This window comes from Pseudofrankia inefficax (assembly GCF_000166135.1).
Lineage (GTDB): Bacteria > Actinomycetota > Actinomycetes > Frankiales > Frankiaceae > Pseudofrankia > Pseudofrankia inefficax.
This window is the reverse complement of sequence record NC_014666.1, coordinates 5,398,619-5,419,842: the sequence shown is the minus strand read 5'-3', so window position 1 is coordinate 5,419,842 and position 21,224 is coordinate 5,398,619. Positions and strand designations below refer to the sequence as shown.

Annotated in this window: 16 protein-coding genes and 1 pseudogene; 8 read left to right on the top strand and 9 right to left on the bottom strand. The window is 72.0% G+C overall.

Features of this window, described 5'->3' with window-relative positions; translation table 11 throughout:
• Nucleotides 1-25: 25 nt before the first annotated feature.
• From FRAEUI1C_RS21985 to FRAEUI1C_RS21960, 6 genes are all read right to left on the bottom strand, one after another.
• Nucleotides 26-871, bottom strand: coding sequence for an SDR family NAD(P)-dependent oxidoreductase (locus tag FRAEUI1C_RS21985; RefSeq protein WP_013425543.1), 846 nt, complete (start codon nucleotides 869-871; stop codon nucleotides 26-28).
• A gap of 5 nt (nucleotides 872-876) precedes the next feature.
• A complete protein-coding gene (locus tag FRAEUI1C_RS21980) occupies nucleotides 877-2,478 on the bottom strand; it encodes an SMP-30/gluconolactonase/LRE family protein (protein WP_013425542.1) in 1,602 nt (533 codons plus the stop codon).
• A gap of 85 nt (nucleotides 2,479-2,563) precedes the next feature.
• Nucleotides 2,564-3,454 (bottom strand): hydroxymethylglutaryl-CoA lyase, encoded by an 891-nt coding sequence (locus FRAEUI1C_RS21975; RefSeq protein WP_013425541.1) that lies wholly within the window; start codon nucleotides 3,452-3,454, stop codon nucleotides 2,564-2,566.
• A 56-nt stretch (nucleotides 3,455-3,510) separates the two neighbouring features.
• Nucleotides 3,511-4,719: a CaiB/BaiF CoA transferase family protein gene (locus FRAEUI1C_RS21970; protein WP_013425540.1), complete on the bottom strand. Its 1,209-nt coding sequence runs from the start codon at nucleotides 4,717-4,719 to the stop codon at nucleotides 3,511-3,513.
• Nucleotides 4,720-4,774: 55 nt separating this feature from the next.
• Nucleotides 4,775-6,790, bottom strand: coding sequence for an oxidoreductase (locus FRAEUI1C_RS21965; RefSeq protein ID WP_013425539.1), 2,016 nt, complete (start codon nucleotides 6,788-6,790; stop codon nucleotides 4,775-4,777).
• A 3-nt stretch (nucleotides 6,791-6,793) separates the two neighbouring features.
• Nucleotides 6,794-7,549, bottom strand: coding sequence for a maleate cis-trans isomerase family protein (locus FRAEUI1C_RS21960; protein WP_013425538.1), 756 nt, complete (start codon nucleotides 7,547-7,549; stop codon nucleotides 6,794-6,796).
• A 544-nt stretch (nucleotides 7,550-8,093) separates the two neighbouring features.
• Here FRAEUI1C_RS21960 and FRAEUI1C_RS21955 point away from each other — a divergent pair.
• From FRAEUI1C_RS21955 to FRAEUI1C_RS21925, 7 genes are all read left to right on the top strand, one after another.
• Nucleotides 8,094-9,944 (top strand): flavin-containing monooxygenase, encoded by a 1,851-nt coding sequence (locus FRAEUI1C_RS21955; protein ID WP_013425537.1) that lies wholly within the window; start codon nucleotides 8,094-8,096, stop codon nucleotides 9,942-9,944.
• 64 nt (nucleotides 9,945-10,008) lie between these two features.
• Nucleotides 10,009-11,715 carry a thiamine pyrophosphate-binding protein gene (locus FRAEUI1C_RS21950; RefSeq protein WP_013425536.1) on the top strand — a complete coding sequence of 569 codons (1,707 nt, stop codon included), beginning with the start codon at nucleotides 10,009-10,011 and terminating at the stop codon, nucleotides 11,713-11,715.
• 1 nt (nucleotide 11,716) lies between these two features.
• On the top strand, nucleotides 11,717-12,544 hold the full coding sequence (locus tag FRAEUI1C_RS21945; protein WP_013425535.1) for a TauD/TfdA dioxygenase family protein: 828 nt from the start codon (nucleotides 11,717-11,719) through the stop codon (nucleotides 12,542-12,544).
• Nucleotides 12,541-13,284 carry an SDR family NAD(P)-dependent oxidoreductase gene (locus FRAEUI1C_RS21940; RefSeq protein ID WP_013425534.1) on the top strand — a complete coding sequence of 248 codons (744 nt, stop codon included), beginning with the start codon at nucleotides 12,541-12,543 and terminating at the stop codon, nucleotides 13,282-13,284. Before FRAEUI1C_RS21945 ends, FRAEUI1C_RS21940 begins: the two co-directional genes overlap by 4 nt.
• 25 nt (nucleotides 13,285-13,309) lie before the next feature.
• Nucleotides 13,310-13,921, top strand: a complete 612-nt coding sequence (locus FRAEUI1C_RS21935; protein WP_013425533.1) for a carboxymuconolactone decarboxylase family protein — start codon at nucleotides 13,310-13,312, stop codon at nucleotides 13,919-13,921.
• Between the two features lie 124 nt (nucleotides 13,922-14,045).
• On the top strand, nucleotides 14,046-14,711 hold the full coding sequence (locus FRAEUI1C_RS21930; protein WP_232425077.1) for a GntR family transcriptional regulator: 666 nt from the start codon (nucleotides 14,046-14,048) through the stop codon (nucleotides 14,709-14,711).
• Nucleotides 14,712-14,772: 61 nt separating this feature from the next.
• Nucleotides 14,773-15,567: an SDR family NAD(P)-dependent oxidoreductase gene (locus tag FRAEUI1C_RS21925; protein WP_013425531.1), complete on the top strand. Its 795-nt coding sequence runs from the start codon at nucleotides 14,773-14,775 to the stop codon at nucleotides 15,565-15,567.
• Nucleotides 15,568-15,681: 114 nt separating this feature from the next.
• On the opposite strand, the gene FRAEUI1C_RS21920 is transcribed toward FRAEUI1C_RS21925, so the two are convergent.
• Nucleotides 15,682-17,757, bottom strand: a complete 2,076-nt coding sequence (locus FRAEUI1C_RS21920; protein ID WP_157735006.1) for an FUSC family protein — start codon at nucleotides 17,755-17,757, stop codon at nucleotides 15,682-15,684.
• Nucleotides 17,758-18,078: 321 nt separating this feature from the next.
• Between FRAEUI1C_RS21920 and FRAEUI1C_RS21915 the strand changes: the two genes are divergently transcribed.
• A complete protein-coding gene (locus FRAEUI1C_RS21915) occupies nucleotides 18,079-19,581 on the top strand; it encodes a hypothetical protein (protein ID WP_157735005.1) in 1,503 nt (500 codons plus the stop codon).
• Nucleotides 19,582-19,587: 6 nt separating this feature from the next.
• Here the strand turns inward: FRAEUI1C_RS21915 and chrA are convergent, their stop codons facing one another.
• Complete coding sequence (gene chrA / locus FRAEUI1C_RS21910; protein WP_013425528.1) at nucleotides 19,588-20,784, bottom strand: chromate efflux transporter; 1,197 nt, start codon at nucleotides 20,782-20,784, stop codon at nucleotides 19,588-19,590.
• 58 nt (nucleotides 20,785-20,842) lie between these two features.
• Nucleotides 20,843-21,154, bottom strand: a pseudogene (locus tag FRAEUI1C_RS21905) (arsenate reductase/protein-tyrosine-phosphatase family protein); the annotation flags it as partial.
• Nucleotides 21,155-21,224: the final 70 nt, after the last annotated feature.

Genomic DNA, 21,224 nt, shown 5'->3' with positions numbered 1-21,224 from the left:
AATCTCCGAATGGTGGCCGGCCGGGCTATCGCGTGAGGGCCGCGCGGAATTCCTCGTCCTTGAGGAACAGGGACGTGTTGTCCGGGCCCAGATGGGTCCAGCGCAGGTTCAGACCGCCGTCGGTGAGGATGGTCTGGCCCGTGATGTACGTCGACAACGCGGAGAGCAGGAAGAGGATCGGGCCGGCCTGTTCCTCGGGGGTGCCGCGCCGGCCCATCGCGATCGCCCGCTGGTCGCGCTCGGGGTCGGCCTCCACGTACGCGAGTGACGCGGGCGTCGCCGTGACACCGGGCGCGACGGCGTTCACCCGGATGCCGTCGGCCGCGAGCTCCAGCGCCATCGTGCGGGTCGCCGCGACGAGGGCCGCCTTCGCCGTTCCGTAGGCGATGTGGAACGGCGCCGTGTTCATCCCGCTGATGGAGGAGACCGAGACGATCGAGCCGGGCAGGCCGCGTGACTTCAAAGCCGTCGCGACCGCCTGGCTCATGAAGAACATCGTCTCCAGGTTCCAGGCGAACAGCCCGCGCCAGTCGTCCCTGGTCACCCGGGTCGACGGCATCCAGGTCGCCGGGTCGGCGCCGCCGGCGACGTTGACCAGCCCGTACAGGTCGCCGTCGGCCCGCTCGGCCTCGGCCAGCGCGAGCGCGATGCCCTCGTCGGTCTCGGCGTCGGCGGCGACCGGGATGACCGGCAGCCCCTCCTTGGCCAGTGGGGCGACGTGCAGGTCGAGCTTCTCCGGCGACCGGCTCACCGCGATCACCGTCGCGCCCGCGCTGGCCACCAGCCGTACCACCGACGTGCCGATGCCGCCGCCGGCCGCGCCGGAGACGATGACCACCCGGCCGGCCATCCCGAGCAGATCGTTGCCCATGGGAATCAGCCCTCCTGACGCAGCGCCAGCACGCTGCCCTCGGCGTCGCCGGAGACGTAGAGCGTGCCGTCGGGGCCGGCGGCGATTCCGGCGAACGGGCCCTGTGGCCCGGAGAACGGCGGCAGGCCCTTGAGCGGCTTGGGCACCACCCCGGGCGGCGCGCCGAGCGGCAGATCGCGGGCGATCACCTGGCGGGCCTTGCTGACCAGGTCGACGCGCGTCACGGTCCTGGTGCCCGGGTCGACGACGTAGAGCTGCTGGCCGCGCACGAGGATGCCCTGCGGGTCGACCAGGCCGTCCACGACCGTGTCGACGCCGGTGGCGCCGAGCGAGACGACCCGCCCGCCGCCGGCCTCGGCGACCAGGCAGTCGCCGTTCGGCCCGAACGCGACCCCGCTCGGCCTGCTCAGCCCGGTGGCCAGCGGCTCGACGCCCTTGCCGGGACGGATCGCCAGCACCCGGCCGGTGCCGTCCTCGGCGGCCACGATCGCGCCGTCCGGGGCGAGGGCCAGCCCGGCGAGCTGGTCGAGGTCCGCGGCGAGCACCTCGCTCTCCTGCGCCGCCGGCCGGTAGCGAGCGACCGTGCCGACCGCGGTGGTGACGACGAACTCGCCGTCCCCGGCGGCGGCCACCCCGCGCAGGAAGCCCGGGAAGCCCGGCGAGAAGATCATGCCCAGTGTCTCGAGCCGCCCGCCTGGGCGCAGGACGTAGAGGTAGGTGCCGTCGGCGAGGTACAGGTTCCCGTCCGGGCCGACGGTCAGGCCCAGCGGCCAGTTCAGGCCGCCGGGCAGCGTCGTGCGGGTCTCGCCCGGCGCGACGATCTCGGTGATCTCGCCGGTGAAGCTGGAGACGAACAGCCGGTCGCCGACGAACGTGCAGTTGTCCAGGCCCGGGGTGAGCTGAGCGAGCGTCGTCTTCTCGCCGGTGCGCGGGTTGATCCGCAGCACCTGGCCGGAGGCGACCTGGGTGGAGACGATGAAGCCCTCGGCGTCGAACTTCACCGAATTGGGCACGCCGAGGTCGCCGGTGACCCGCTCGGGGGTGCCGCCGTCCGGGTGGATGCGCCAGATGTCGTTGGTGCCCAGCAGCGGGTAGTAGAGCAGCCCGTCCGGGCCGACCTCCATGGCGTTGGGCATCGGCAGGTCCTCGGCCAGCATCCGTGGCGCGCCGCCGCCCGGGTCCAGCTCCATGAGCCGGCCGCCGGGCCGGCACTCGTTGATGAACAGCCGGTCCTGGTAGACGGTGATGCCGTTGGCGCTGGGCACGTCGTCGCGCAGCACCCGGGTCCGCCCGTCGGGGCTCTTCGCGCTGACCCGGCCGTCCATGACCTCGGTCGCGTACATCTCGCCGCCCAGGCCGAACGCGAGGTCATCCGGGGCGATGATCTCGCCGCCCTTCGCGCTGATTACCTCCAGCGCCAGCGTGTCGACGTCCAGTGCGGTGACCTGGCTGCCGGTCACCTGCGCCACGTAGATCCGGCCGTCCGGCCCGGTTCGCAGGCCGTTGGCGCCGAAGAGCCGGCTCGGCGCGGTGACTCGCTCGACGTTCCAGCCTTCGGCGGCGCCTAAGGACGTTCCGCCTACGTAACGCGACCCCTGTAACAACATCGCCAAGGACTCCTCAGAACAGGCATTCGATGATCGGGAGGTGCCGGGTGCGGACCGCGAACGTCTGGTGCGGACCGGTGCTCGGCTAGCGGGGGAAGGGATCGGCGCGGCCGACGAGTGCCGGCGCCTCGATGCCGAGCTGTTCACCGATCCACCGACCGGTGGCGGCCGCCGCGCGCACGTCGACCCCGGTCGCGACGCCCATCCGTTCGAGCAGGTAGGCGAGGTCCTCGGTGGCGATGTTCCCGGTCGCCGCCGGAGCGAACGGACAGCCCCCGATGCCGCCCGCGCTGGCGTCGAGCGTCTCCACTCCGGCGCTGACGGCGGCCACGGCGTTGGCGTAGCCGGTGTTGCGGGTGTTGTGGAAGTGGCAGCGCAGGGCGACCCCGGGGGCGATGTCGCGGACGGCCCCGACCAGCTCGGTGACCTGGGTGGGCACGCCGACCCCGATCGTGTCGGCCAGGGCGATCTCGGCGGGGGCCGCGTCGACGGCCTGCCGGGCGATCGCGCGGACCCGGTCCGGGCTGACCTCGCCCTCGAACGGGCAGCCGAACGCCGCCGAGATCGTCAGAGAAGGCCGAATGCCCGCGTCGTGGGCCATTCGGGCGATCCGCGACCAGGCGCGCAGGCTCGCCTCGACGCTCATTCCCTGGTTGCGCTGGCTGAACGTCTCGGTGGCGAGGACGACCATGTTGACCTCGTCGACCTCCGCGCGGGCCGCCCGCTCGAATCCCCGCTCGTTCAGGACCAGACCGATGTACGAGACACCGCCGCCGCGCGGGACCCCGGCCATCACCTGTTCGGCGTCGGCCATCTGCGGCACCCGTTTCGGGTGCGCGAACGAGACCGCCTCGAGGCGACGCACCCCGCCCGCGACGACCCGGTCGATCAGCGCCAGCTTGGTCTCGGTCGACAGCAACGTTCGTTCGTTCTGCAGGCCGTCGCGCGGGCCGACCTCGCAGATCGTGATGGGCACTCGGACTCCGTTCGCGGGAGGGATCGCGGTTCGCGGGCAGGAATGCGGAAGCCGGGTCAGATGACTCCGTCGGCGACGAGCTGGGCGCGGTGTTCGAGGCTGAGGCCGAGCAGCTGGCCGTAGATCGCCTCGTTGTGCTCGCCGAGGTCCGGGCCCAGGGAACGGACCTCGCCCGGGGTCGCCGAAAGCCGCGGCGCGACGTTCTGCATCGGGAACTCGCCGAGGCTGCGATGCAGCAGCCGGACGATCGAGTTGCGGGCCTTGAAATGGGCGTCGGTGACCATGTCGGCCGCCGTGTAGATCCGGCCCGCCGGGACCCCTGCCTCGTGCAGGCGATCGAGGAGCTCGGCCGAGGGACGGGTGACGGTCCATTCCCCGATGAGCTTGTCGAGCTCCTCCAGGTGCTCACCGCGGGCCTGGTGCGTCTGGTAGCGCGGGTTCGTGGCCAGCTCCGGCAGTTCCATGACGTCGCACAGCCGGGTGAAGGTGGCGTCGCTGTTCGCCGCGATCAGGATCTCCGAGCCGTCCGCGGCGGCATAGACGTTGCTGGGCGCGACACCCGGCAGGATCGACCCGGTGCGCCCGCGCCGGAAGTCGGCCAGCTCCCATTCCGGGATCAGCGACTCCATCAGCGCGAGCACCGCCTCGTAGATCGCCGAGTCGACGACCTGGCCGCGGCCGCTGCGCTCGCGGTTCAGCAGTGCCATGACCGCGCCGAAGGCGGCGAACGTGCCGGCCAGCGAGTCGCCGAGCGAGATGCCGGTACGGCTCGGCGGGCGGTCCGGATTCCCGGTCGTGTGCCGAATCCCGCCCATGGCCTCGCCGATGGAGCCGAAGCCGGCCCGCTGGGCGTACGGTCCGTCCTGCCCGTAACCGGTGATCCGGACCATCACCAGTCGCGGATTCAGGCTCGAAAGGGCGTCGTAGCCCAGATCCCACTTTTCCAGCGTGCCGGGGCGGAAGTTCTCGACGAGCACGTCGGCGCGGGCCGCGAGATGCCGGACCAGCTCCTGGCCCCGGGCGTCCCGCAGGTTGCAGGTGATGGACTTCTTGTTGCGCGCGATGATCGGCCAGGTGAGCGAGACCCCGCTCGGGACCTGGCTGCCCCACTGGCGCATCGGGTCACCGCGGGCGGGGTCCTCTATCTTGATGATCTCCGCGCCGAAGTCGCCCAGCAGCTGCCCGCAGAAGGGCCCGGCGATCAGCGAACCCAGTTCGAGAACGCGGCAGCCCGCCAAAGGCCCGCTCGCCTCGCCGTTGTTCATCAATGACCCTTTTCCATGTAGGCGTCTCCTGGTCCAGGTCGGGCCGTGGTCACGCTCAGAGCCTGCGGGCCGCGGCCTCGGCCTCCCAGATCGCGTTGAAAACACGGCGTGGCGCCTGCGCGTCGCCCACCAGGTGGACGTCCGGGCCGGAGCCGTCCAGCTCCCGGGCGAGGCCGTCATTGGCGGCGTTGCCGAGAATCAGCACGACACCGTCGATATCGGTAAGTTCGGTCGCCTCCGTGGTGAACACGTCGGTGAGGGTGACGGTGTCCGCGTCGATCCTGCTGACCTCGACGTTGGGCGTGAAGGTGACGCCGGCCCGGCGAAGCTCGCCGAACGCGAACGGAAGATCGTGGCCGTCCGCGAAGGCATGCCCGAGCTGCGGGTACTGCGAGACGACATGGACCGGGTGGCGGTTCGTGACGAGATGCTCGGCGACGACGAACGCCTGCCGGTCCCCGGTGTCGTCGACGACCAGGATGCGATGGGGCAGGTTCGCGCGCCCGGTGAGGATCTCCACCGGGGTGTAGACGTTCCACTGGTCCGAACCCGCCAACCGCGCGGCCTTGGGGCCCCATCGTTCGGGATGTCGGGCGGTCCAGCCGTGGCGTAGCGGCGTGGACCCGGTGGCGACCACGACGGCCTCGTACTGGCCGACGAGATCGTCAGCCGTGGCCCGGTGGCCGAGCTGGATCTTGACCTCGGCCTGGGCCAGCTGGCCGGCCAGCCAGTCGGTGACGCCGGACCACTCGCGGTAGGACGGCGCCCGGGCGATCAGGGTGACCTGGCCGCCGAGCGCCTCGTCCTGCTCGAAGAGGGTGACCTGGTGGCCGAGCTCGGCGGCGGTCAGCGCCGCGCGCAGGCCGGCCGGCCCACCGCCGACGACGGCGACCCGGCGCCGGCGGCGCGGCCGCGCGTCGTCCTCGTGGAACTGCCGTTCCCGGCCGACCCGCGGGTTGTGCAGGCAGGACAGCGGGCCCCGGGCGAAGGAGGCGACACACCAGTTCGCGCCGACGCACGGCCGGATGTCGGCGGGGCGGCCCTGTTCGGCCTTGCGGGGCCACAGCGGGTCGGCCATCAGCTGGCGGGCCATGCCGACGAACTGCGCCTTGCTACTGGCGAGAATGTCCTCGGCCATCTCCGGCGTGGTGATCCTGCCGACCGCCACGACCGGTATCGAGACCGCGCGGGTGAGGTTCGCCGTGTCGGCTACCTCGTAGCCGGCCGGCCGCGCCGCCGAGGTCGCGTAGATCTGCATCCGGTCGAGATAGGTGCCCTGGGTGGTGGAGATGTAGTCCAGGACGCCCCAGCCGTCGACCTCCCGCGCTATCCGCACCCAGTCGGCGTTGCCGAGCCCCGGCTGCCCGTCCCCGTCGTTGCTGTTGAGCCTGATGCCCAGCACCCGGTCGGCCGGCACGGCCGCGCGGACGTCCTCGACGATGCGGCGGACGATGCGCAATCGGTTCTCGAACGAACCGCCGTACGCGTCGGACCGGTGGTTGGTGGCCGGCGAGAGGAACTGGCCGAGCAGGTAGCCGTGCGCCAGGCCGTGGATCTCGATGCCGTCGACGCCGCCGTCCATCGCGTGGCGGGCCGCCAGCACATAGTGCTCGACCAGCTCGTCGATCTCCGCGGCGGTCATCTCATGGGGTATCTCGCGGTACACGGTGTCGGGCACCGGGCTCGGCGCCCAGGTGGGACGGCGGCTGATGATGCCGTCGGTCTGCCGGCCGCGGTGCCACAGCTGCGCGAGCAGCAGCGTGCCGTGGGGGTGGACGGCGGCGGCGACCTTGCGGTAGCTGTCCACCACGGCGGGGTCGTAGGCCAGGATCACGCCGCGGCGCGGCTGGGTGGACGGGTGCACCGCCATGGCTTCCATCGTGATCACGGCGGCGCCGCCGCGGGCCCGCTCGGCGTAGTAGTCCGCGCTCGCGTCGGCGAAGGTGCCGTCGGTGGAGAACTCCGTGGCGTGCGCGACCATCCAGATGCGATTGCGCGCCGTGCGCGGTCCCAGCGTCAGCGGGGAGAAAAGGGTGGGGTACGAGGACACAGTGGGGTAGTTGTGGGGCATGGGTCAGCACCGGGCCAGCAGCTGGCCGAAGCCTTCTGCCTGGTCGGCTATCCCGTTGCTGCGCAGGGCGTGCCAGTAGGTGGCCGTGTTGACCGCGATCACCGGCAGGCCCAGCCACTGCTCGGCCTCGGCGGCGATCCGGCCCATGGCCAGGTTCGCGCCGAACTGGACGATGGCCCGCGGCCGCCGCTCCGCGATCGCCTTCAGCTCACGTTGCAGGGTCTCCCGTGGAGTGTGCGCGATCTGGACCGCGGTGGGGCAGCGTAGATGGACCGCGGTCTGCAGCTCGTAGCCGCAGTGCTCCACGAAGGAACGCAGGTGCGGCTCGGACGACGGCTGGTAAGGCGTCAGCAGCCCGATCGGCCCCTCGCCCACGCCGACGGCCCGCAGCGCCGCCGGGATCGCGTCTCCGGCGTGAACGAGCCGCAGCTCGTCGCCGAACTTCACCCGCAGCCGCTCCCGGATCGCCTCGCCGGCCTTCGGGTCGTCGAAGACCGCCTCAATGGAGACCCCGAGCACCACGCACGCCGGCTCACAGGTCAGCACCCGTTCGACGGCGTCATCGACACCGTTGTCAATGTCCCGGACCAGGCCGTCGAAGTCGTCGGCGTTGTTGACGACCCAGTCGCGGATATGAATGCGCGCGACGTGATTGGTCACCCCGCGCGGGCGCATGTCGTCGTACTCGGGCTGGACGACGGTGTTCACCGAAGGGGTGACCACCCCCAGTTTCAGCCGCCAGCCCAGGGCATCTGTCATCACAAGCTCCGTTCGGGCGCACGTCAGGGCCGTCTTGTCGGGCACGCCGTCTTGTCGGGCACACCGTCTTCTCGGGCACACCGTCTTCTCGGGCACGCTGTGCCGCCGGTGAGCCCGACGGCGGCCACGGCGGCCGAGGCTCCCGCGCGGTGGCGGGTCGGGCCGCGGTGGCTGTCGACTGAACGGTTATTGCATACAACATCGGTCCGACGACCCGCAAGGTCCTTGCGAGAGTCGCGCGGATCGCCTAGATTGCATACACCTGGCCGGGCCTGGCGCGGCGAGGCCGGTCGGCTGGCGGCCGGCCGCCACCCAGGACGACGTTCTGGGGACCGCCGTGCGCGATGGACGCTTTCCATCGTCGGCACCGGGCCGAGGCCGCTGCGGCGCCGGGTCCGGAAAGCAGGACAACAGGCCTCACGTGTGCATTTCCCGTGGGGCCCTTCAGCGATAAGCGCGAAGGCTTCACGTGACCGCGCCCAGGCCACCGGCCGCGCGCTGACGACCAACGACCTCGGCGACAATCCCGAATCGAGGATGCCCCATGCAGGAGTGCGGACCGACGGATACTCCCGAGGTCGACCACCAGGCCCTCCGGGCGAAGTACCTGGTGGAGCGGGACAGGCGCTTACGCCCCGAGGGGCAGAAGCAGTACCTCGTCGCCGAGGGCGAGTTCGAGGACTTCTACGAGGCCGATCCGTACACGCCGTTCGTGCCCCGGGACCCGATCTCCGAGGAGATCGACGTGGCGATCCTCGGCGGCGGCTGGGCGGGGCTCGTCGCCGCGGCCCGGGTCAAGGAAACCGGCATCGAGAACTTCCGCATCATCGAGCTGGCCGGTGACTTCGGCGGTGCCTGGTACTGGAACCGCTACCCCGGCATCCAGTGCGACACGGACAGCTACTGCTACCTGCCACTGCTCGAGGAGACCGGCTACCTGCCGAAGGAGAAGTACGCCCGCGGCGACGAGTGCTTCGAGCACGCCCAGCGGATCGGCAAGCACTACGGCCTCTACGACAACGCGATCTTCAGCACGCTGGTCCGCTCGCTGGAGTGGGACAACTCGATCAGGCGCTGGCGGATCGGCACCAACCGGGGCGACAACCTCCGGGCCCGGTTCGTGGTCATGTGCCAGGGGCCGTTCAACCGCCCGAAGCTCCCGGGCATCCCCGGCATCACGGATTTCCAGGGTCACACGATCCACACGGCCCGCTGGGACTACGAGTACACCGGCGGCGACCTGCACGGCGGTCTGGACAGGCTCGCCGGCAAGCGGGTCGCCGTGATCGGCACCGGCGCCAGCGGCGTCCAGGTGATCCCGCACCTCGCCCGTTCCGCCGAGCACCTCTACGTCTTCCAGCGCACGGCCTCGTCCATCGACGAGCGCGGCGACGTCCCGACCGACCCCGAATGGGCGAAGACGCTCCAGCCGGGCTGGCAGGAGGAGAGACGGCACAACTTCCACACCGCGGCCTACGAGGCCTTCGCTCCCGGCCAGCCGGACCTGATCTGCGACGGCTGGACCGAGATCAGCCGAAACCTGCAGGCCCACCTCGACGCCACCGGCGGCTGGGCCGCGATGGCCGATCCGGCGAAGTTCCTGGAGCTGCGGGAGCTGGTCGACTACCAGGTGATGGAACGGCTGCGCCAGCGCATCTCCTCCGTCGTCAAGGACGAGAAGACCGCCGAGGTACTGAAGCCGAACTACCGCTTCCTGTGCAAGCGGCCGTGCTTCAACGACGAGTACCTGCCGACCTTCAACCGGCCGAACGTCACCCTTGTCGACGTCTCGGACACCAGGGGCGTCGAGCGCATCACGGCGAAGGGCATCATCGCCCACGGCGTCGAGCACGAGGTCGACTGCATCGTGTTCGCCAGCGGCTTCGAGATCACGACCGACCTCGACCGCCGCCTGGGCATCCAGCCGTTCGTCGGGCGCGACGGCCTGTCGCTCTACGACCACTGGGCCAAGGGCTATCGCACCCTGCACGGCACCATGAGCCACGGCTTCCCGAACCAGTTCTTCACCGGCTACATCCAGGGCGGCATCACCGCGGCCGTGCCGGCGATGTTCGAGCAGCAGGCCACGCACATCGCCTACATCATCGCCGAGACCCTGGCCCGTGGCGCCTCGACCGTGGAGCCCACCGAGGAGGCCCAGGACCAGTGGGTCGCGACGATCCGGGCCACCGAGATCGACAACACCAACTTCGCGCGGGAATGCACGCCCGGTTACTACAACAACGAGGGCGAGCAGCAGATCCGGTCGGTTCTCGGCGACCCCTACTGGCCGGGTTTCTACGCCATGGAGGACGTGCTGCGGACCTGGCGCGCCGACGGTGAGCTGGAGGGCCTCGTCCTGGAGCCGCGCCGCGCCCCGCGCCCGTTGCGGTGACCGCCGGAACTGCGATGACCGCGGGAACTGCGATGACCGCCGGAACCCGGACGAGAGGGCGAGCATGTCGGTAAAAGTCTTCGAGCGCATCCTGCAGCTTTTCGAGGCGGAGGGCATCAATACGATCTTCGGCATCCCGGACCCGAACTTCGTGCACATGTTCCAGTGCGCCGAGCAGCGTGGCTGGAACGTCGTGGCCCCGCATCACGAGGAGGCCGCCGGCTTCATGGCCGAGGCCGTCTCGCGGATGACCGGGAAGGCCGCCGTCTGCATCGGCACGCTGGGCCCCGGTGTCGCGAACCTGGCCGGCGCCATGATGTGTGCCCAGGTCGAGCACTCGCCGGTCATCTTCCTGGGCGGCCAGCGCGCGCGCATCACCGAGCAGCGGGTCCGCCGCGGCCGGATCCAGTTCGTCAAGCAGTCCGAGCTGTTCGAGCCCTCGGTGAAGTACTGCGCCAGCATCGAGTACGCGGACCAGACCGACGAGGTCATCCGCGAGGGCCTGCGCAGGGCGCTGACGGGAACACCCGGACCGGTCTACATCGAATACCCGTCGAACGTGATCCTGGAGGACCTCGACGTACCGCCGGCCCTGCCGCCATCGGCCTATCGCCTGGTCGACCAGACGGCCGGCCCGGACCGGATCGCCGAGGCCGTGCGGCTCATCGGCGCGGCCACGCAGCCAGTTCTCCTGATCGGGCACGGCGTCCACACGGCCCGGGCCGCGGAATCGGTGAAGGCGCTCGCCGACCTGATGGCCTGTCCGGTCATTCAGACGTCGGGCGGCACCTCGTACATCCACGGACTGGAGGACCGCACGTTCCCGTACGGCTTCTCGCCGGCGGCCGTCGAGGCGGTGGTGAGCTCCGATCTGTGCCTGGCGATCGGCACGGAGATCGGGGAGCCGGTCCACTACGGCCGAGGTCAGCACTGGGCCGCGAAGAACGCGGAACGCCCGTGGATTCTCGTCGAGCAGGACCCCGCCGCGATCGGCGTGAACCGTCCCATCGACGTGCCGCTCGTCGGTGACCTGCGCGCGGTCGTCCCGCAGCTGGTCGAGGCGCTCCAGGACTCGCCGCGGAACGCGTCGCCCGAGCTTGACGGCTGGATTCGGCAGGACGCCGCCCGGCTCGCCGAGCTGGCCGAGACCGCTCCGACCGGCATGTCCCCGGTGCATCCGGCCCGCCTGATGGTCGAGGCGACCAAGGCCTTCCCGGCCGACGGCATCATGGTCCGGGACGGCGGCGCCATCACCATCTTCGGCTGGACCTACTCACAGGCGAAGCCGCACGACGTGATCTGGAACCAGAACTTCGGCCACCTGGGCACCGGCCTTCCCTATGCCGTCGGAGCCTCCGTGGCGGACGGCGGGAAACGCCCCACGATGCTGATCACCGGGGACTCGTCGTTCCAGTTCCACATCGCCGAGCTGGAGACCGCCGCGAGGCTGAACCTGCCGCTCGTCTGTGTGGTGAGCGTCGACTACGCCTGGGGCCTGGAGGTCGGCGTCTACAAGCGCACCTTCGGCCAGGGCTCGCTGGAGACAGGCACGCACTGGAGCAAGGACACCCGCCTCGACAAGGTCGCCGAGGGCTTCGGCTGCTACGGCGAGTACGTCGAGCGCGAGGAGGACATCGCGCCCGCCATCAAACGAGCGTTCAGCAGCGGCCGGCCCGGCGTCATCCACGTGGTGGTCGACCCGAAGGCGAACTCCGAGGAGATGCCGAACTACAGCGAGTTCCGGACCTGGTACGCGGAGGGAATGCACTGACATGAGTGTGATCGCGACCAGGAGGCTGAGCGAGTTCGTCGGGGCGGAGGTCGTGGACGTCGACGTCGACCGAATGCTCCACGACGACGACCTGCCGACGGCGTGCCTGCGGGCGCTCGAGGAGAACGGCGTGCTGCTGTTCCGCGAGCTGAACATCGACGACGAGGCGCAGATCGCCTTCGGCCGCAAGCTCGGGAGGCTGGCCCAGATTCCCGGCTACCGCAGCCCGGAGGTCATGGAGATCAGCTTCGACCCGGCGAACCCGAACGCGCAGTACTTCCCCAGCAACGACCACTGGCACTTCGACGGCTCGATGGACGACATCCCGGCGAAGGCCGCGCTGATGAGTGCCCGGGTGATCACGGACGAGGGCGGCGAGACGGAGTTCGCCAGCACCTACGTGGCCTACGACGCTCTTTCGGACGAGGAGAAGGACCGGTTCGCCGGGTTGCGGATCCTGCATACCTTCGAGTCGATCCAGCGCCGGACGTACCAGGACCCGACCCCCGAACAGCTGGAGGACTGGGCCTCGTGGGAGGACCGCGAGCACCCGCTGGTCTGGGAGCACGAGTCGGGCCGGCGCTCGCTGGTGTTCGGCGCGAGCGCGGCGCGTGTCATCGGCATGGACGTCGAGGAGAGCCGGGCGCTGCTGGCGGACCTCGAACGGCGCAGCACGGCGCCGGACCGGGTGCTGCGCCATTCCTGGTCGGTCGGCGACCTGGTGATCTGGGACAACCTCGGCCTCGTCCACCGGGCCTGTCCCTTCGACCGGACACAGCCCCGCCGCATGCACCGCACGACCCTCGCGGGAGAGGAAGCCATCAGATGAGCGCGCGCACGGCCATCGTCACCGGCGGCGGATCAGGTATCGGCGGCGCCATCAGCCAGCGGCTGGCCGCCGACGGAGCCCTGGTGGCGGTCTTCGACCTCAGCGGCGACGCGGCGAAGGCCGCGGCCGCATCGATCGAGAAGGCCGGGGGAAAGGCCATCGGGATACCCGTCGACGTGACGGACCGCGCCGGGATCGACGCCGGGATCGACGAGGTGCTGGCCCGGCTGGGACCGCCGACGATCCTGGTGAACAACGCCGGCCTGACCGTCGAGGACAAGTTCCTCGAGACCACCGCCGAGGCCTGGCACCGGATGCTGGCCGTCAACCTCACCGGAACGTTCGACTGCTGCCAGGCCGTCCTTCCCCACATGATCGAGAACGGCTGGGGCCGCATCATCAACATCTCGTCGTCGAGCGTCTACGGGCCACCGCCCGGTCTCGCCGGCTACGTGGCGGCGAAGTCCGGCGTGGTGGGCCTCAGCAAGGTGCTGGCGCTGGAGTTCGCCCGGTATGGCGTCACGGTCAACACGATCCCGCCCGGCTTCATCGACACGCCGATGCTGCGCGACACGGTGCAGCGGGGCTTCATCGACGTCGACCAGCAGATCGAGAAGACCCCGGTCGGCCGGATCGGGCGCCCCGAGGACATCGCCGCCGCCTGCGCGTTCCTGGCGAGCGACGAGGCCGGCTACATCACTGGCCAGTCCCTGGGTATCAACGGTGGACGGGTCATCTGACCAGGCACGGCGAAAGGAGTCGACCATGACGGCCCGCATATCGCCCATGCCGCCCGAGGAATGGCCCCCGGCGCTGACGACGTTCATCGCCGACTTCCGGTCGGCCGTCATCGGCGACAAGGCCGCCGACGGCGGCGGCGGCCAGTCCGGCGTCAACCTGCTGGGCACCCTGGCGCACTATCCGGAGCTGACCAGGGAATTCCTCAGCTTCAACGGGCACATCCTGTACGGAACGACACTTTCGGCCCGGCAGCGGGAGCTTCTCGTGCTCCGGGTGGCGGCTCTCCGGAAATGTGACTACGAATGGGCGCAGCACACCATTCTCGCGCGGGACGCAGGCCTGCGGGACGAGGAGATCCGCCGGGTGCCCGACGGGCCGGACGCGCCCGGCTGGAGCCTGGTGGAACGTTCCCTGCTGCGGGCGGTGGACGAGCTGCTCGCCGACGCCAGGGTGGGCGACGAGACCTGGAGTGTTCTCGCGCATGAGTTCGACGAGCGGCAGCTCATGGACGTCATCTTCACCGTGGGCACCTACGAAATGGTGGCCTTCGCGCTTCGGTCGTTCGCGGTGGAGCCGGAACCGGATCTCGCGCCTTATCTTCCCGTAGCCACCGGATCCGACTCGGCGGCCCGATGAGGGTGGCACGTCCCGAAAGGATTCTTGCCTTCACCTGGCGGCGCGTATAGGATGTGTGCAATTTCCGGATGAATGGCGGTGGCCTGATCGTGACGGCCATCATAGTGGAGGCATTGTGGCCCGGGTGGTGACATCGACCGGGCGCGTGGTTGAGGTCCTGCGGGAGCTAATTCTCGACAATACGTTTCCTCCCGGCGCGAGGCTGGCGGAGACCGAGCTGGCCGAGCAGCTGGGTGTCAGCCGGACGCCGGTGCGGGAGGCGTTGCGCCAGCTGGCCGCCGAGGCGTTGGTGGAGCTCCCGCCCAATCGGGGCGCCCGGGTGGCCAGCTGGTCGTCGGACGAGCTGGAAGGCGTGTTCGAGCTGCGCTCGACGCTGGAGCCACGGCTGACCGGACTGGCCACGGACCTGGCCGGCGAGGCGGACATCGCCGAGCTGGACGGCCTCGCCACCCGGATGTTGGCGGTCGGCCTGCCGGGGCAGGACCAGGATCTGGATGCCCTGATACCACTGAACACCGCATTCCACGGGCGGCTGGTGGAGCTTGCCGGCGCGCCGGCGTTCGCCGCGGCGCTGGCGGGAGCGGTCCGGGCGCCGGTCATCATGCGGAACTTCCACGCCTATGACGACGCGTCGATGCGGCGAAGCCTGGCACACCACGTCGAGATCGTCGCCGCCATGCGCGCCGGTGACCCGCAGTGGGCCACGGCGGTGATGACCGCCCATCTCCGTAATGCCCGGGCGGTCATGATGCGGACCGTTGTCGCGCCTCCCCTGCCGGACGGCGACTGAAAGGCGATACCTCCCTACGGCCCAGCCGACGGGCGGACATGACGGAGCCAGGGAGGCATGCATGCGTCTGAAGGACAAGGTCGCGGTCATCACGGGAGCGGGTTCGGGAATCGGCAAGGCGATAGCGCACCGGTTCGCGGCCGAAGGGGCGAACGTCGTCTGCGCCAGCGTCAGCGGCCGGGCGGTCGAGGTCGCCGCCGAGATCGGCCCTGCGGCGGTCGGGGTCCAGGCGGACGTCGGCGACGAGGCGGACGTCCGGCGGCTGATGACGACGGCGCGGGACGCGTTCGGCCGGATCGACGTCCTCGTGAACAACGCCGGGTTCGGCGGCAAGTTGAGGCCGTTACACGAGCAGACCACCGCGGACTGGGACCGCGTGCACGGGGTGAATCTCCGAGGTGTCTTCTTCTGCATGAAATACGGCATCATCGCGATGCGCGACGCCGGTGGCGGCGGCTCGATCGTCAACATCTCGTCGGCGACGGCGGTCGTCGGCTTCAAGAACCACGGGGTCTACGGGGCGGCCAAAGCCGGCGTGAACCAGCTGACGAAAGCCGCGGCCCTCGACTACGCCGACGACAACATCAGGGTGAACGCGGTCTGCCCCGGCACGATCTGGACCGGCCTCGTGGCGATGTCGAAGGTGTCGCCCGAGCCGCCGCCCGGGGTCTACCGCCTCCCGGGCATCCCGATGGACCGCTGGGGCCTGTCGAACGAGGTCGCCGCGGCCGCCCTGTTCCTGGCGAGCGACGAGGCCTCGTACGTCACGGGCCTGCTGATGCCCGTGGATGGCGGCTACTCCATCGGCTATTCCGGGATGGGCGCCGAGAAGACGGGCAAGCCCGCGGCTCCTTGATCGCCGTTTTGGCCCTCTCGCGGTCGTGAATCCGGCCTTGGCGCGACCATTCGAGGGCCAAACTAGCGATCACGCCCCGGACCATGGGGATTCCGGGGGCGTCGGGCTGATCGCTCAGGCCTGGCGGGACCGGCGACTGGGCGGTGGCAGCGCTCCGGCCGTCCGGGCGGCCCGTACCGCGTCGGCGCAGGCGGCGAACTCGGTCCGCAGCGGGACGAAGGTGGGCAGGGCGCCGACCAGGTCCTCGGCCGGCTGCGGACCGCTCGTCACCGCGTCCGCGCAGGCCTGGAACGCGGCACTCACCCGGGCCAGCCCTGCCGGCGCCGGACCATGCAGGCCCGCCGGCGCGGCCAGCACGAGATAGCCGAGCCGGCGGGCCGCGACCACGGCGGGCCAGAGCAGATCCGCGGTCCGCCGTCCGCGCAGCTGCTCGTCCTCGGCGTCGGCGTGCAGCGCGGTCATCCGGGCAAGGGCCATCTCCAGCCGCTCACGGGCGGCGGCGAGCTCCGCCTCAGGACCGGCCTGCGCCGCGCCGACACCGCGGTCCGCCTCCAGACCGTCGGCTGTGCCCGTGCCGTCGGCCGTGCCCACACGGCCAGCTGGGCCCGTACCGTTCGCGGCGAGCCGAAGGACGAGCAGGTCGCCGGTCGCGTCGAGGGAGTCCGCGAGCGCCCGCGGCAGCCTGCGCTCGGCGGCGTGCGGCCACAGCGACAGGACGACGACGAGACCGACGACGCAGCCGAGCAGCGTGTCCAGCAGGCGTGGCGCGACCAGCTCCGACGGCGGCGTGCCCGGCCTGGCGAACTCCACCAGGATGAGGGCGAGCGGGGTGACGAGAACCGTGGCCAGGCCGTAGTTCGCCGCCATGAGGACCTGGGCGCCGCCCTCCAGCACCGCGATCATGGCGATGAGCCACCAGACGGGCAGCTGCACGCTGAGGATGCCCAGCGCGACGAGCGCTCCGAGGGCCGTCCCCGCGGCCCGCTGCAGGGACCGCCGGCCCGCGGCGCGGACGGTCGAGCCCTGCACCACGGTGGCGGCGGCGGCCGGGGCCCAGTAGGGATGCTCCACCCCGGCGGCGATCGCCAGCGCCGCCGCGACGAGCCCGGCCAGTCCCGCCCGGGCGGCCAGCGGCCAGGCCAGCGAGTCCCGGTCCAGCCGCCGGCCCCACTCCGCCCGGACGGCGGGCAGCGGCGCGGCCGTCGGCGCGGCAGCCCCCGGCCCGGCCGCCCCCGGCTCGGCCAGCCCGGCGACGGCCAGCCGCAGCGCCGACCGGGCCCGCGCGGCCGCGTCCGGCGCGTCCGGGAGGTCGGTACCCGCGGGGTCGCCCAGGTCGGCGATGGTCCCACCGGCACCGACCTGGATCCCGGCGGCCAGCTCGCGCAGAGCCTCCGGGAACACCGGTGCCACGGGGTCGCGGGTCACCGTCACCAGGGAGACCGCCGCGTCGAACACGTGCTGGGCCCCGAACGCCACCACCGACAGGGCCTGTCTGCTCCGGCCCTGCCCGGAGCCCTCCCGCAGCACCGTCCTGAGATGCCGCAGCGCCTGCGCGGCGTCGTGGCGGGCGGAGTCGTAGTCCGGCGTGCCGATCGCCTCCAGCATGTCGGCGAGGCGGGTCAGCGCCGTCCCGGCCGCCCGCCGCGCCGGCCCGTGCCGATCCGGAAGTGCCACGGCCATCGCGAGCAGCCAGGCGAAGGCCGCGCCGGCCAGCGTGAGCGCCACCCGCTCCCCGGTCCGCTCGACGTCCTCCGGAAGCTGCGTGGCCACGGCGCAGCTGATGACGAACGGGTAGGCCCCGGGAGCGGGCACGTCGAACGCGCGGACGAGCAGCGTCGCGACGGCCGCCAGCACGGAGATGCCCACGGCGATCGTCCAGCTGGCTCCCGCCACCGCCACGCCGATCGCCGCGGAGCCGGCGAGGCCGAGCCCGACGAGCGGCAGTGCCCGCGCTCGGAACGCCAGCGCCGCGTCCGGGAAGTAGGCGGCGGTGAACGCGCCGAACGTCGCCAGCAGCCCGTACTCCAGCCGTCCGGCGAGCTGGCCCACGGTCAGCGGCACGGCGAACGCGAGCGCGCTGACGACCGCCAACCGCAGCCGCCCGCGCGGCCTGGCCACGCCGAACGCTGAGCCGAACCGGCTCGGACCGGCGGGCGCGGGCACCGGAGGCCGGCGCGGCTCGCTCGTCACGAGGCGGCGACGGGACGCGGGACCACCTCGCCAGCATTCCCCAGTCCGGCCGATCGGCCGCGCCGGTCGGCCCACCGCGAGCCGGCGCGCACCCGTCACGCCTATGGACTGGCCCGTTACCGTCCGGTTGAATGGGGCCGCCTGATACTGGCGTTTGCTGCCCCTTCTACGCCGTTGGGTAGGACGCGACGAATGTTGCGAGACAAGGCGGCGGCGGGCCGTGTGCGGACCGCCTCCCGGGACTGGCCGGCGCGACGGTGGCCCGTCTCCCCGAGGTCCACCCGCGCCCTGGCGCTTGACCCGCGCGGGTAGCCCGGGATGATGCCGCCCCCCGTACGGTCGGCCCCGGGCGTCCACCGGCTGGGGACGCAGGGCCTCGTCCACTACATCGCCTACGGGCCGGTCTGGGCGAAAGCGGCTGGCCAGCCCGACGTCCTGGGGTTCGCGCCGGTGGCCTCGTCACTCGGTGGGCCGTCGCTGGCGGACTGCGACCGGTGGTTCGGCGCGTACGCCAGCCCGGTGGGCAGCGGCGCCGAGTCGAGCGTCTGCCGGCTCGTCGACGAGGGCCTGGCTCTCGTCGCCGTCCGCGGCGAGATCGGCGCGGACCCACGCCTGGACGCGCGGGGATACCTGCTGATCGGGAACGCCGACGATCTCACCGCCGAGCTGGCGCTGCGCCTGTGGCCGCGCCCGTCCCACGGCGGCGACCCGGGCGCCCGCGGCGACCGGCCCACGGCGGTCGCGAACGGTCAGGCTGGCGCGCGGCCGGAGACCGCCTTCGCCGCCGTGTTCGAGGCCCTGGCGCGAACCCACGACGACGCGGACGGCCGTGGCCACCACGAGCCGATCACTGTGCACGCGCTGGCGGGGCTCGCGGTGCCCGCGTGGCGGATCGCCGAGCGGGCCGGCGCGGTCGACCAGGCGGTGCTGGCGCGGCTGGTCGCCGCCGCGCTGCGCTACGGGTCGGCGGGGGATCGGGACCGGAGGCTGTGGGTCGCTCCCGGCGCCGCGGCCGACAGCGAGGCCCTGGGGTGGTGCCTGTTCGGCCTCCTGCGCCATCCGGCGCTGCGGCCCGTCGCGGGCGAGCCGACCTTCGTCGCGGCGCAGGACTGGCCGCTGCCGGGTGCCCCGGCGCGCCCGGTGCCCCGGTTCGTGTTCTCCGCGTCGGCTGTGGCCCGCCCGGTCGACCGGGATCCGCTGTTCGTGCGGCTCGGTGACGGGTGGAGCCCCGATCCGGTGGTGTTCGCCCGGGCGGGGGAACTGCTCGCGGCGGAGTATCTCGCCGAGCTGGCCGCCGCCCAGACGGACCCGAGCTCGGCCAGGCCGTCGTCGGTCGACGCGCCCGCGGGGCGCCCTTTCACCGAGCGGCTGGCCCGGCTGCCTCCGGTCGACCCGACCAGCACGCGGAGCATCGCCGACTGGTGCGCCAGGCTGTTGAGCGCGCCAGGGCCCGAGCCGCGGGTGGCCCGGCTGGAGGCGGAGGTCGCCCGGCTCCAGGAGGACCTGGCCCGCCGGGAGCCCGAGCGGGTCTCGGCGCTGCGGGAGCGGGCGGAGAGCTCGGCGCGGCTCGCGGCGGCCGACGAGGAGATCCGTCGCCTCCAGACCGAGCTCGACGCGGCGACGCGGCGAGCCGAGGCCGCCGAGCAGGAGGCCGAGCAGGCGGCCGAGCGGGTGACCGAGCAGGTCGCCGACCGCGAGGAGCCCGGTGAGGACGACCTCGCGAGGCCGCCGGACGAACCTGGGGCGCGCGGCGGGGATCTGGCCTGGGTACTGCTGATCGTCGCCGTGGTCGAGCTTCTCGTCATCGCGATCCTCACGACCTAGCCGCGCTCAGGTGGGAACAGGGCCGCCAGCCGCGCCGATGATGACGCCGGTCAGGGCGGCGGCGAGGAGGGTGAGCACGACGCCGCGGCGGGCCACGAGCAGCAGGACGGCGGCGCCGGCGAGGACGGCGTACTCCCAGCCGGTGTGCAGCGCCAGGGCCAGCGGGATGGCCGAGCCGAGGATCGCGCCGAGTGCCGCTGCTCCGGCGCCGTCGAGGAACGTGCGCATCCGCGGGTTGGTGCGAAGCCGGTCGAAATGCGGGCCGCCGACGAGGATGAACCCGAAGGAGGGGGCGAACGCGACGGCGGCGGCCACCAGCCCGCCGACGACGCCGCCGGCGGCGTAGCCGACCGCGGCGACGGTGTGCACGACGGGGCCGGGGGTGATCTGGCCGAGGGCGACGGCGTTGAGGAACTGGGCGGCGGTCATCCAGTGGTACCGGTCGACGGCGTCGGCCTGCATCAGCGGGATGATCACGAAGCCGCCGCCGTAGGACAGCAGCCCGACCTTGACCGCGACCCAGGCCAGCGCGAGCAGCCCACCACCGGCCGCGGCCGTTCCGGCGGCCAGTAGCGGCAGCGGCGGGATGGCCGCGAGGCGCCCGCCATCCCCGTGCCCGAGCGTGACCCGACGGGCGACGAGCTCGACGAGCCCGCAGCCGAGCAACAGCAGGACCAGCCACGGCCCGAGGGTCGCCGCGCCCGCGATCCCGGCGGCGAGGTACAGCGGCCACCGCGCGCGGCTGACGGCCCTGGCGCGTCTCCAGCTGGCCGGAAGCAGCCCGACGCCGGCGTGGACCGCGACCGCGGCGACGGCCGCGCCCGCGCCGGCGCCGGCCGCGCGGACCCACCAGGGTGGCGCTCCGGCCAGGAACAGCGCCGCGAGTGCCAGGACCGCGACCAGCCCGGGGACGATGAACGCCAGCCCGCCGACGAGGGCGCCGGCCCGGCCGCGCAGCCGCCAGGCGCAGTAGATCGACAGCTGGGTCGAGGCGGGGCCGGGCAGCAGGTTGCAGGCGGCGATCGCGTCCTCGAAGTCCTGGGCCGTCAGCCAGCCGCGGTCCGCGACGCACAGCTGGCGGAACATCGCGATGTGCGTCGGCGGACCGCCGAACCCGAGGCAGCCGATCCGGCCCCACGCACGCACCATCGTGACGAGGCTGGGACGAGACGGCGTCGCCGCCACGTCCGCGACGAGGTCCACAGAGCACTCCAGACGGGTCGCGTCGAACGCCGGGCCGCCGTCAGGCGGTGGGGAGAAGGTCGCCGAGGTCCCAGTCCTCGTGGCGAATCCAGGGGAAGACCGGACAGGCATCGCCGCGGCCCATCGTGACGACCACCGTCGAGGACTCGACCGCGTCGACGGTAAGGACCTTAGGCGTCTCGGCGGTGATGTCGATGCCAACCTCGGCCATCGCGGCGATCGCCACGGGGTTGACCGTATCCGCGGGCACGGAGCCCGCTGAGCGGACCTGAACGCGGCCGGCGGCGAGGTGGGTCAGGAAGCCGGCGGCCATCTGCGAGCGGCCGGCGTTGTGCCCGCAGACGAACAGTACCGACGGTGGATCGGTCATGGAGTGGTCCTTTGGGGCGGCCTGCGGGTTGGGGCGGAGAGCACCTGGACCAGGCCACCGCCTCACATCG